General features: G+C 37.8%; 13 protein-coding genes. 2 read left to right on the top strand and 11 right to left on the bottom strand.

What is annotated here, in order from left to right:
• Window positions 1-366: 366 nt before the first annotated feature.
• The 4 genes from nrdF to JEP40_RS07360 are packed head-to-tail and all read right to left on the bottom strand — an operon-like array spanning window position 367 to window position 4,147.
• Window positions 367-1,335 carry a class 1b ribonucleoside-diphosphate reductase subunit beta gene (nrdF, locus tag JEP40_RS07375; protein WP_198623025.1) on the bottom strand — a complete coding sequence of 323 codons (969 nt, stop codon included), beginning with the start codon at window positions 1,333-1,335 and terminating at the stop codon, window positions 367-369.
• Between the two features lie 24 nt (window positions 1,336-1,359).
• Window positions 1,360-3,486 carry a class 1b ribonucleoside-diphosphate reductase subunit alpha gene (gene nrdE / locus JEP40_RS07370; RefSeq protein WP_198623024.1) on the bottom strand — a complete coding sequence of 709 codons (2,127 nt, stop codon included), beginning with the start codon at window positions 3,484-3,486 and terminating at the stop codon, window positions 1,360-1,362.
• 5 nt (window positions 3,487-3,491) lie between these two features.
• On the bottom strand, window positions 3,492-3,911 hold the full coding sequence (nrdI, locus tag JEP40_RS07365) for a class Ib ribonucleoside-diphosphate reductase assembly flavoprotein NrdI (protein ID WP_198623023.1): 420 nt from the start codon (window positions 3,909-3,911) through the stop codon (window positions 3,492-3,494).
• An 11-nt stretch (window positions 3,912-3,922) separates the two neighbouring features.
• A complete protein-coding gene (locus tag JEP40_RS07360) occupies window positions 3,923-4,147 on the bottom strand; it encodes a glutaredoxin family protein (RefSeq protein WP_198623022.1) in 225 nt (74 codons plus the stop codon).
• A gap of 283 nt (window positions 4,148-4,430) precedes the next feature.
• Between JEP40_RS07360 and JEP40_RS07355 the strand changes: the two genes are divergently transcribed.
• Window positions 4,431-4,904 carry a methylated-DNA--[protein]-cysteine S-methyltransferase gene (locus tag JEP40_RS07355; RefSeq protein WP_198623021.1) on the top strand — a complete coding sequence of 158 codons (474 nt, stop codon included), beginning with the start codon at window positions 4,431-4,433 and terminating at the stop codon, window positions 4,902-4,904.
• A 197-nt stretch (window positions 4,905-5,101) separates the two neighbouring features.
• Window positions 5,102-5,311 carry a transcription antiterminator/RNA stability regulator CspE gene (gene cspE, locus JEP40_RS07350; protein WP_023581133.1) on the top strand — a complete coding sequence of 70 codons (210 nt, stop codon included), beginning with the start codon at window positions 5,102-5,104 and terminating at the stop codon, window positions 5,309-5,311.
• 98 nt (window positions 5,312-5,409) lie between these two features.
• Here cspE and crcB read toward each other — a convergent pair whose 3' ends face one another.
• The 7 genes from crcB to mrdB form a co-directional block, all read right to left on the bottom strand.
• Window positions 5,410-5,784 carry a fluoride efflux transporter CrcB gene (gene crcB / locus JEP40_RS07345; RefSeq protein ID WP_198623020.1) on the bottom strand — a complete coding sequence of 125 codons (375 nt, stop codon included), beginning with the start codon at window positions 5,782-5,784 and terminating at the stop codon, window positions 5,410-5,412.
• 13 nt (window positions 5,785-5,797) lie between these two features.
• Complete coding sequence (gene lipA, locus JEP40_RS07340; protein ID WP_075671558.1) at window positions 5,798-6,763, bottom strand: lipoyl synthase; 966 nt, start codon at window positions 6,761-6,763, stop codon at window positions 5,798-5,800.
• A 104-nt stretch (window positions 6,764-6,867) separates the two neighbouring features.
• On the bottom strand, window positions 6,868-7,509 hold the full coding sequence (gene lipB, locus JEP40_RS07335) for a lipoyl(octanoyl) transferase LipB (RefSeq protein ID WP_198623019.1): 642 nt from the start codon (window positions 7,507-7,509) through the stop codon (window positions 6,868-6,870).
• A gap of 162 nt (window positions 7,510-7,671) precedes the next feature.
• Window positions 7,672-7,935 (bottom strand): DUF493 family protein YbeD, encoded by a 264-nt coding sequence (ybeD, locus tag JEP40_RS07330; protein ID WP_036912266.1) that lies wholly within the window; start codon window positions 7,933-7,935, stop codon window positions 7,672-7,674.
• 200 nt (window positions 7,936-8,135) lie between these two features.
• Window positions 8,136-9,347, bottom strand: coding sequence for a D-alanyl-D-alanine carboxypeptidase DacA (dacA, locus tag JEP40_RS07325; RefSeq protein WP_198623018.1), 1,212 nt, complete (start codon window positions 9,345-9,347; stop codon window positions 8,136-8,138).
• A gap of 121 nt (window positions 9,348-9,468) precedes the next feature.
• Complete coding sequence (gene rlpA, locus JEP40_RS07320) at window positions 9,469-10,494, bottom strand: endolytic peptidoglycan transglycosylase RlpA (protein WP_198623017.1); 1,026 nt, start codon at window positions 10,492-10,494, stop codon at window positions 9,469-9,471.
• A gap of 10 nt (window positions 10,495-10,504) precedes the next feature.
• Window positions 10,505-11,617 (bottom strand): peptidoglycan glycosyltransferase MrdB, encoded by a 1,113-nt coding sequence (mrdB, locus tag JEP40_RS07315; RefSeq protein ID WP_198623016.1) that lies wholly within the window; start codon window positions 11,615-11,617, stop codon window positions 10,505-10,507.
• Between the last annotated feature and the right edge of the window lie 2 nt (window positions 11,618-11,619).

Below are 11,619 nucleotides of genomic sequence, written 5' to 3'. Positions count from 1 at the left end.
ATACAGTTATTTTTAAAGGTATTATTATTTTGATTAGGATATCAATAGAAAGGGTCATTAAATAACTTAATTGAGGAAAAAAACAAGGAAAAATAAATGAAAAAAAATCCATATACATTAGAAAATATAATGATTTTTGGGTTGTTATCGGTTTGGATATTTAAAGTAAGCTAAAATAATTCGTAAAAAATTGATTGTTTTAATAAATCGAACGGTAAAAATCATACAATTAGGTGCTTTATTGAACAAATAAAAGCGCACTAAAAAATAATCTTTATTTTTCAGTGCATTATGTGAAGTGTGAAATACATAATCAAATTGAATGTATTGTGTCGTCTCTAATACATTTAATTGTGTTACTTCGTTTTAAAAATCCCAATCATCATCTTCGGTATTAATAGTTTTTCCAATAACATAGGATGAACCAGAGCCAGAAAAGAAATCGTGATTTTCATTAGCATCTGGTGATAATGATGAAAGAATTGCAGCGCTAACATCTGTTATTTCATCAGGGAATAAGGCTTCATAACCTAAATTCATTAATGCTTTATTTGCATTATAATGAAGGAATTTTTTTACATCTTCAGTCCAACCAACAGTATCATAAAGATCTTCAGTATATTTAACTTCATTATCATATAAATCCAATAATAATGAGAATGCAAAATCTTTAATATCCTGTTTCTCTAATTCGGATTTATTTAATAACTGATTTTGAAATTTATAGCCAATATAATAACCATGAACGGCTTCATCACGAATAATGAGACGAATTAAATCGGCTGTATTGGTTAACTTTCCTCTGCTTGACCAATACATAGGTAAATAGAATCCAGAGTAAAATAAAAAGGATTCTAAAAATACACTAGCAATTTTTTTCTTTAAAGGATCACTGTCTTGATAATAGCGCAGAATAATATCTGCTTTCTTTTGTAGATAAGAGTTTTCCTCACTCCAACGATATGCCTCGTCAACATCTGTTGTTAAACAGAGTGTGGAAAATATCGAACTGTAAGAGCGAGCATGAACTGCTTCCATAAAACAGATGTTGGATAACACCGCTTCTTCATGTGGTGTCAGTGCATCGGGCATCAATGTTGGCGCACCTACTGTATTTTGGATCGTATCCAGTAATGTTAATCCAGTAAAAACACGGATCGTGAGCTGTTTTTCGGCTTGAGTTAATGTATTCCATGAAGGAATGTCATTAGAGAGTGGAATTTTTTCAGGTAACCAAAAATTCATGGTTAAACGGTTCCAAACCTCTAAATCTTTTTCGTCTTCAATACGATTCCAGTTAATCGCATTAACATGACTTAATACAGGTGATGACATGCTATGTTCTCCTTATTGTAATTATTAAAGTGCGCACGAAACACAGCCTTTTATTTCAGTGCCTGCTAATGCGGATTGTCGGATACGAATGTAATACAAGGTTTTAATTCCTTTACGCCAGGCATAAATTTGTGCTTTGTTAATATCTCTTGTTGTGGCTTCATCAGAAAAGAATAACGTCAGTGATAAGCCTTGATCGATATGTTGTGAAGCTTCTGCATAGGTATCAATAATCTTTTCAGCCCCGATCTCATACGCATCTTGATAATATTGGCGATTTTCATTAGTCATAAATGGGGCTGGATAATAAACTCGTCCAATCTTGCCTTCTTTCCTAATTTCTATTGGTGCTGCAATAGGATGAATGCTTGATGTGGAATGATTTATATAGGAGATAGACCCAGTAGGTGGTATTGCTTGTAAGTTTTGGTTATAAATCCCATGCGTCATAATAGACTGCTTGAGTGTTTTCCAATCTTCTTGTGTTGGAATATGGATATTGGATTGGCTAAACAACTGGTGGACTTTTTGTGTTTTTGGTAGCCATTGTTGTGATACATACTTATTAAAGTATTCACCTGTTGCGTATTTTGAGTTTTCAAAACCTTTAAAGTGTTGTTTCTTTTCAATAGCTAATTGGTTTGAAGCTAATAACGCATAATAAGTGACAGTATAAAAATAGATATTGGTAAAATCTAATGCTTCTTCAGAGCCGTAATAAATTCTTTCACGCGCTAAATAGCCATGCAAATTCATTTGTCCTAAGCCAATCGCATGAGAAGCGAGATTGCCTTTTTCAATAGAAGGAACAGACTCAATTTTTGTCATTTCAGAGACATTACTCAATGCCCTAATTGCAGTGCTGACGGTATGTGCAAAGTTAGGGGAGTCCATTGCCATAGCAATATTCATAGAACCTAAGTTACAACTGATGTCATGACCAATATGGCGATAGCTTAAATCTGGGTGATATTCACTAGCGCTGTTGACTTGTAAAATTTCAGAGCAGAGATTGCTCATATTAATTCTACCCGCGATAGGATTTGCGCGGTTTACCGCATCTTCAAACATGATATAAGGATAGCCAGACTCAAATTGAATTTCGGCTAAGGTTTGAAAGAACTCTCTCGCTTTAATTTTCTTTTTACGAATTTGTGCGTTATTCACCATCTCACTGTATTTTTCGCTAATACTGATTTCTGACATAGGTACGCCATAAACACGTTCTACATCATAAGGTGAGAAGAGATACATATCTTCATTGCGTTTCGCTAATTCGAATGTGATATCTGGGATCACTACGCCTAAAGAGAGGGTTTTGATTCTGACTTTTTCGTCTGCATTTTCTCTTTTGGTATCAAGAAAATGATAAATATCAGGATGGTGAGCATGAAGATAAACAGCACCAGCGCCTTGTCTTGCACCTAATTGGTTTGCGTAGGAAAATGCATCTTCAAGCATTTTCATAACCGGAACAACGCCAGAAGATTGATTCTCTATACGTTTAATGGGGGCACCTGCTTCACGTAAATTAGTGAGTAGAAAGGCGACACCCCCTCCACGTTTAGAGAGCTGTAATGCGGAATTGACTGATCGACCGATAGATTCCATATTATCTTCTATACGCAATAGAAAGCAGGAAACCAATTCACCACGCTGTTGTTTTCCACAATTTAGGAAAGTTGGTGTAGCGGGCTGGAAACGACCACTAATAATTTCATCAACGAGATGAGTGGCAAGATTGGTATCACCTTGTGCAAGGGTGAGCGCTACCATGCAGACGCGATCTTCATAGCGTTCAAGGTAACGTTCGCCATCAAAGGTTTTTAAGGTGTAACTGGTATAGTATTTAAAAGCACCTAAAAAAGATTGAAAGCGAAATTTTTTGCTATAAGCATGTTTGAATAGCTGTTTGATAAAGGCAAATTCGTATTGTTCTAATACTTGAGCTTCGTAATAGTGTTGTTGTACTAAAAACTCGAGTTTTTCTTTTAGATCATGAAAAAATACCGTGTTTTGATTTACATGTTGACGAAAAAAATGATGTGTTGCTAGTTTGTCTTTATCAAACTGAATATTACCTTGCTCATCATACAGATTTAGCATGGCGTTTAAGGCATGGTAATCGAGTTGTTCTATTGATTGTGTCATGTTAATTATCTCGTGACGCATTGGTCTGCTAGGTTTGACCAAAACGTACTTAAACCAGTTTTTACACGTTTTACATCTTCTGGTGTGCCTAATAGCTCAAATCGATATAAAAAAGGGATTTGGCATTTTTGTGCAATGATGTCGCCAGCCAATCCATAAGCCACACCAAAATTTGTATTTCCAGAAGCAATAACACCGCGTATTAATTGACGGTTTTCAGGAATATTTAAAAACTGAATAACCGCTTTAGGAACTGCACCTTTAGTACCGCCACCACCATAAGTAGGGCAAAGTAACACAAATGGTTGTGTTGCAAGTAATATTTCATCTTCAATAATCCTCGTCGCCTGTAAATGGAGCTTTTGTACAAAGCGATGGCAGTTTTCTGAGCGACTTGAAAAATAGATCAAAGGTGCAGTTTGCATGAAAGGCTCCTTTAAAGCGTAATCTGTCTTATCTTATCAGGGCAAAAACCCGACCAATGTTGGTCACCATGAACAACAACAGGAACTTGGCGATATCCCATAGAGACAATTTGAGCTAAGGCTTGTGTATTTTGGGTGAGATCAACGGCAACAAACGGAATATTTTTCTGTTTTAATGCGCGTTCGGTGGCACTACATTGAACGCAATTCGGTTTGGTATAGAGGATAACAGACATAAAAATAACCCTTATAAAAATATGGATGCGTCTGTTTTCACATCCATAATGAGAAGTACTTAAATACTATATATAGAGTTATTTATTTTCAACCATACAATATATGGTGTTTTTCTGTTTTGATAATGATTATCATTAAAATTAAACAGTTAGCGCACTAATTTTATTTTTCGATCGCTCTATTGATCTATTTTTATTAGATATACAAGTAATTAGATGATTGCTTTATCAATCAAGCATGATTTACTCTTAGCGTTACAGACAAATCAGCAGAGAAAATATTATGTACCAAGACTATCTCGATGCACCTGTTGGCTTCCCAAAACCTTATATTTCTATTACAGCCAATGAAAAAGGGATCACCAGCCTCTATTTTGTAAATGACAAAGATGTTGCTGTGAATTCAAGTCCTGTAATTAATCAATGTATAAAACAACTAAAAGAGTATTTTGCGGATAAACGTACCACCTTTTCTGTGCCATTGGCGCCAGAAGGAACAGAATTTCAAAGTCGAGTTTGGAAATCATTACAAACGATCCCTTATGGTGAAATTTGGAGTTACAAAAAATTGGCACTTACATTAGGTTCAGTCAATTATTGCAGGGCGGTCGGAATGGCAAACTCACGAAATCCGATTTCTTTAATTATTCCTTGCCATCGTGTTATTGGTCATAACGGTAAGTTAGTTGGCTACACTGGTGGGTTAGATATTAAGCGTTGGCTACTTCAACATGAAAAAATAGAGATTGATGAATAGTTCAGATGGTAAGTATTAAGTATTGTTTCTTAAGTGAACTATGCGTTAAGTCATGGGATTTGTCTGAATATTAATCATTTGGCAGAAAAAAAATGTGAGTTTCGTGATCTAGACTGTGGACAGGGAATCATCATTTTTGTTTTACTATAGCCAACGCAAAACGCTTGCGTTTATTTTCTATTTTAAAGGTAAACTTGATGTCTAAATTAAAAGGTAACGTTAAGTGGTTTAACGAAACTAAAGGTTTTGGTTTTATCACTCCAGAAGATGGCAGCAAAGATGTATTTGTACACTTTTCCGCTATTACATCAGAAGGCTTTAAAACCCTTGCTGAAGGTCAAAAAGTAGAGTTTGAAGTTACTGACGGCGCGAAAGGGCCATCTGCTGCAAACGTTGTCGCTATCTAATTAACGACTTCTTTGAGACAGTAAAAACCCGTTTTTAACGGGTTTTTATGTTTTATATAGCTAAACCTATTATTAAATAGGTTGTTACGCATCTAATATTACATTTCACGTAATAACCAAAATGCAAATGCAGTCATTAAAAATGAGCCAGCTAAGTTAGCCCCCATGGTGCTTAATGCCCACCCAATTTTCCCTTCCGTCAAGAGTGCAACCACTTCAACCGAAAAGGTTGAAAAAGTTGTCAGACCGCCACAAAAGCCTGTTGTTAGCATAATTTTCCAAATAGGATCAATATGTGGTGCTTTGCTAAACCAAGCGATACCAAAGGCAATAATAAATGCACCAATACAGTTAGCAACTAAGGTGCCTGTGGCAAAATGAGGAAAAATAGAATTTAGGCGGTAGCTAATCAGCCAACGTAGTACGCTACCTAAACCACCACCTATAAATACAGCAATTGCAATGTTAAGCATGAGAGATTAATTGTTATTTAACCTCAATCCCCTGAGCTTGAAGGTCGGCATGATAAGATGAGCGAACAAACGGCCCACAAGCTGCATGGGTAAAGCCCATTGCAAGTGCTTGTTCTTTCATATATTCAAACTCGTCAGGACTGACGTAGCGTTGAACAGGAAGATGGTGACGACTTGGCTGTAAATATTGCCCTAATGTCAACATCGTTACCCCATGTTTACGCAGATCACGCATAACGTCAATAATTTCTTCGTTGGTTTCCCCAAGACCTACCATCAGACCTGATTTTGTTGGAATATCAGGGTGTGCTTGCTTAAAGCGTTCTAATAGCGTCAATGACCACTGATAGTTAGCACCAGGACGGACTTGACGATAAACGCGAGGCACATTCTCTAAGTTATGGTTAAAGACATCTGGTGGGGTATCTGTAAGGATCTCAAGTGCTTTATCCATACGACCACGGAAATCAGGCACTAGTGTTTCAATACGAATAGTGGGATTCTTTGCACGAATAGCTGCGATACAATCTGCAAAATGCTGAGCACCACCATCACGTAAGTCATCACGGTCTACTGAGGTGATAACGACATAGCGTAATCCCATATCTTTAATGGTTTGTGCGAGTTTCTCTGGCTCTTGTGGGTCGGGAGCATTTGGTCGACCATGTGCTACATCGCAAAATGGGCAACGACGTGTACAAATTGCACCCAAGATCATAAAAGTTGCCGTTCCGTGATTAAAACACTCTGCAAGGTTAGGGCAAGATGCCTCTTCACATACAGAATGAAGACCATTTTTACGCATTGCAGCTTTGATGCCCTGAATTTTACTTGAATCAGCGGGCAGCTTTATTTTCATCCAATCAGGTTTGCGTAGCAGTTGTTCTCGTTCTGTAGCGACTGTTTTAACAGGAATAAGTGCCATTTTATCGGCGTCGCGATATTTAACTCCGCGTTCCATCTGAATAGGTTTACTCATAATTGTGCCAGTTCCAGTTATCTAGAGTGATTAACACGATGTGACTGAGGTAATCAGGGTTTTAAAAAAAAATGACAAATGTTAAAAAAATTATAGCATTTTTATTACTGTGGTTGGAATCCTAGTTGTGTACAAAAATGCTTAACTAATAATGGTGCTACCTGTGTCGTTGTCGTATTAGGAGCAAAATCAATTAACTGTGTCATTTTCAGATCAGAATAACCACAAGGATTTATTCGTGCAAAAGGGGATAAATCCATATCGATATTGAGGGCTAAGCCATGAAAGGAGCAACCTTTACGAATGCGTAACCCTAATGAACAGATTTTATCGCCTTTCACATATACGCCTGGTGCATCAGCGCGAGCATAGGCTTCTACATTAAATTCTGCTAGCGTATCAATAACGGTATTTTCAAGTGCAGTGACTAATTGGCGAACACCAATATGGTTACGTTTTAAATCCACTAAAACATACATGACTTGTTGACCAGGGCCATGATAGGTCACCTGACCGCCACGATCAGATTGAATAACAGGAATAGTTCCTGTGTTTAATAAGTGTTCAGCTTTACCTGCTTGGCCTTGAGTAAAAACTTGTTCATGTTGAACGAGCCATATTTCATCAGGCGTATGACTTTCCCGTTTTTCCGTAAACTGATGCATAGAATCAGAAACCGGTAAGTAGGGTTTCACACCTAATTGGCGAATAATGATTGTTTTGTCTTGCACCGTGAAAATCTTCATTTGTAGCGTAATTGTGAAGAGCAGTATAACGCCCTAGTAAATGAACTACCAGATTGAGATGTTTTTTTTCCGAAGAGGAGAGATAAATGAAAGGTATTAAGATAAGAAAAAGCGCCTGAGAAAAAGGCGCTTTTGAAAAAGTTATCATTTTAAATGAAGGGACTATAGAACCATACGAACTAGTTCAAGCTCACCTAACTCTTTATACAGTGTTTCTACTTGATCGATATGTGTTGCATTGATCGTAATAGAAACCGAATGGTAATTACCTTTACTGCTTGGTTTTACAGAAGGGGTATAATCACCGGGTGCGTGGCGTTGAATAACTTCAACGACTTGATCGACTAATTCTGGTTTTGCATGACCCATCACTTTATAAGTGAAAGAGCATGGGAACTCTAGCAGTTCATTTAATTTTGTTTTCATCATAATGTAATTCCTTAAGACAACAGATACTGTTGTTTTAATTATCTATATCTACACCTAATCTTGACAAATAAAAAGCGCATTCCTTAATTAATAAGGAATGCGATACTGGTAATTAGGGTAAATAGGGGAATGGTAAATGTGTTTATGCCAATATCTATATGTAAGTTATATGTGGTCACATTTACCTTTTTCAAGTCTTAGCTAAACCAGTGTGAAAATAATAATTTGATGTAATCGATAATGCGACTAAAAAAGCCACCTTCTTTTACTTCATTCATCACCACGAGCGGACGTTGTTCAATAATTTGCCCATCAAGTTGGAAATTAATGGTTCCGACAACTTGGTTTTTAGTGACTGGGGCATGTAATTCTACATTATCAAGTATATAGCTTGCTTTTAAGTCTTTTAAACGACCACGAGGAATAGTTAAATAAACATCTTTATCTACGCCTAATTGCACTTTATCTGTTTCACCGTACCAAATTGGTTCAGCAGCAAACTCTTTACCTACTTGCAGTGGTTTTACTGTTTCAAAGAAGCGAAAGCCCCAAGTCAGTAATTTTTTACTTTCAGCATCACGACCTTTAGATGAATGTCCACCCATTACCACTGAAATTAAGCGCATATTGCCTTCGGTTGCAGAGGCAACTAAGTTATAACCTGCGGATGCAGTGTGCCCTGTTTTGATACCATCCACATTTAAACTGCTATCCCATAATAACCCATTTCGGTTTGTTTGGCGGATATTGTTATAGGTATACTCTTTTTCTTTGTAGATGGCATATTCGTCAGGTACATCACGAATTAATGCTACACCAATTAACGCCATATCACGAGCAGAGCTATATTGCCCTGGTGCATCAAGTCCATGAACTGTTTGAAATTGGGTGTTTTTTAAACCGAGGCGTTTAACGTAATCGTTCATCATGGTGACAAATGTATCTTGGCTACCTGCGACATAAGAGGCCATTGCCACACAAGCATCGTTACCTGATTGCAAATTAATGCCACGGGTTAATTGTGCGACAGTAACTTGGTCGCCAGGTTTTAAGAACATTAAAGAGGAACCACGAAAAACAGGGTTGCCCGTTGCCCATGCTTCTTCACCAATTGGCACGATATCATTATTAGTAATTTTACCTGCGCGAATAGATTGTCCAATAACATAACTGGTCATCATTTTGGTTAAACTCGCAGGATCACGACGAACATCAGCATTCATTTCAGCCAGCACTTTCCCAGAATTATAATCAATAAGAATATAAGATTCTGCTTCTATATTAGGAACAGCGGGTATCATTGTTTTTAGCGAATCATCAGCCAGGCTTTGATGCGTTACCGTCAATAAAGCAAAAGTGGCACTTAATAGGCTCGTTCTTAGTAATTTAGCTGGGAGTGTCTGTTTCATTCTGTTTGTTTAATCCGAAAATTCAAGGAAAAATAGGGGCTGATAAATAAAATATCAGCAAAACCAGGCGATTCTACGCTTGAATTTGCTGATATAAAAAGGATTTTACGTCATCTTACTTTTATTGAGTAATAATAAACCCAGAGATATCTTTAACTTGTTTCAGCTTGTTTTTTATTGCTTCAGCTTGATCTTTTGAGGAATAAGGGCCGAGTTGTACTTTATATAGCCCATCTGTTTTATTAATCACGCCTTGAGTACCAAATGATGACGATAAATCATTGAGCCAAAACTGAGCATTATTTTCGTTACTGAGTGCGCCAACTTGTACATAAAAGCCTTGCGCTATAGATTTTGATAGTAATACTGGAGCTGGAGCTGGAGCTGGAGCTGGAGCTGGAGCTGGAGCTGGAGCTGGAGCTGGAGCTGGAGCTGGAGCTGGAGCTGGAGCTGGAGCTGGAGCTGGAATTTTTGCTTCCGGTTGTGCTAGTGGCTCAATTGGCATATTAACAGGTGCTGATATTGTTAATGGCGCAGAGGTTGCTGGTTGAGCATTAAAATTAGGGCGTTCAGGTAAGGCTGTTGTTTTCTTCTCAATTTGAGCTCCATGTGTACCAATACCACTCATATGGCCATTTTGATCGACGACAATTCCTTCAATTTGCAATGGTGTTGTTGGCATTAAACGCAAACTATCAGAAACAGCGGGAGTAACTTGGATTTGTTTACCATTGACGTAAGGGCCACGGTCATTGATCCTGACAACCATTGTGCGCCCATTGAGTAAGTTTGTAATTTTTACATAACTTGGAATGGGTAATGTGGGATGTGCTGCTGCAAATTCATAGGGATTGATACGTTCACCAATAGTCGTTAAACGACTCATGGCTAAGCTATCATAAACAATAGCTTCTCCTCGCTCACTAAAGTTTGCAGGATCAGTCACAATACGATAGACCACACCATTTTTTCGGTAATCTTGGTTTGCCGTTGGGTGATAAGGCTCGTAACGAGGTTCAGCACCGAGAACACGTTGAGCTGGCACATTGGGTAATGGTGTTGGCTGTTTATTAGTGTTTGGTTTATCAACAACACACCCTGAAAGTAGCAATGTACTGATACCTATCAAAACCCATTGCAGACGCATAGAAACCTCATTATAAACTTTTCGATAATAGTTTTCGGTGTGTATGAATAGACATAACAATGCCAAATCCTGCCATTAAGACAATTAGGGCAGAGCCTCCATAACTCATTAGCGGTAACGGAACACCTACAACAGGAAGAATACCACTCACCATTCCTATGTTGACAAAGACATAGACAAAGAAGATTAGCATTAACCCGCCAATCATTACTCTACCAAATGTATTTTGTGCTTTCGTTGCAAGGTATAGGCCTCGCGCAATTAAGAGTATATAAAGAGCTAGTAGTATCAAAACACCAATTAATCCGAGTTCTTCAGCCAATACAGCAAATATAAAGTCTGTATGGCGCTCTGGTAAGAATTCTAATTGAGATTGCGTGCCTTGTAACCATCCTTTTCCATGTAATCCACCAGAACCAATGGCAATTTTAGATTGGATGATATGATATCCGGCGCCAAGTGGATCAGATTCTGGGTCAAGTAGCATCATTACCCGAGCTTGTTGGTAATCATGCATAAGGAAAAACCAGAGTATGGGGATAAAAGCAGCAACAAGAACTATAGCTACAGTGATAAGACGCCAGCTCATTCCCGCAAGAAAAAGAACAAATAAACCTGATGCAGCAACAAGAATGGATGTTCCTAAATCGGGCTGTGCTGCAACTAATAACGTTGGAACAAAAATAAGTACCAACGCAATGGCTGTATTACGCAATGTAGGGGGGCAGACATCTCGGTTCATAAATCGTGCTACCATTAATGGCACAGCAATTTTAGCGATTTCTGAAGGTTGAAAACGTACAATACCTAAATCTAGCCAACGCTGAGCACCTTTACTTATTTGACCAAAGACATCAACAAGAATAAGCAAGATAACGCAAAAGAAATAGAGATGTGGAGCCCAGCTTTCATAGACTCGCGGTGGAATTTGAGCCATGACTATCATGATCATAAAACCCATTCCAATCTGACCTAATTTACGTTGCATCATTTCGGGATCTTGGCCACTTGCACTCCACATAATAAATGCGCTGTATCCCAATAAAGCAATAATACAGAGCAAGAATAAAGGGTCGATATGGACTCGAGTCCAGAAGGATTTTTTCTTATTATTTTCAGTCATAA

Source organism: Proteus vulgaris (assembly GCF_016239305.1).
Lineage (GTDB): Bacteria > Pseudomonadota > Gammaproteobacteria > Enterobacterales > Enterobacteriaceae > Proteus > Proteus vulgaris_C.
Note: the sequence above shows the minus strand (reverse complement) of the source record. Positions and strands in the feature narration are given on the sequence as shown.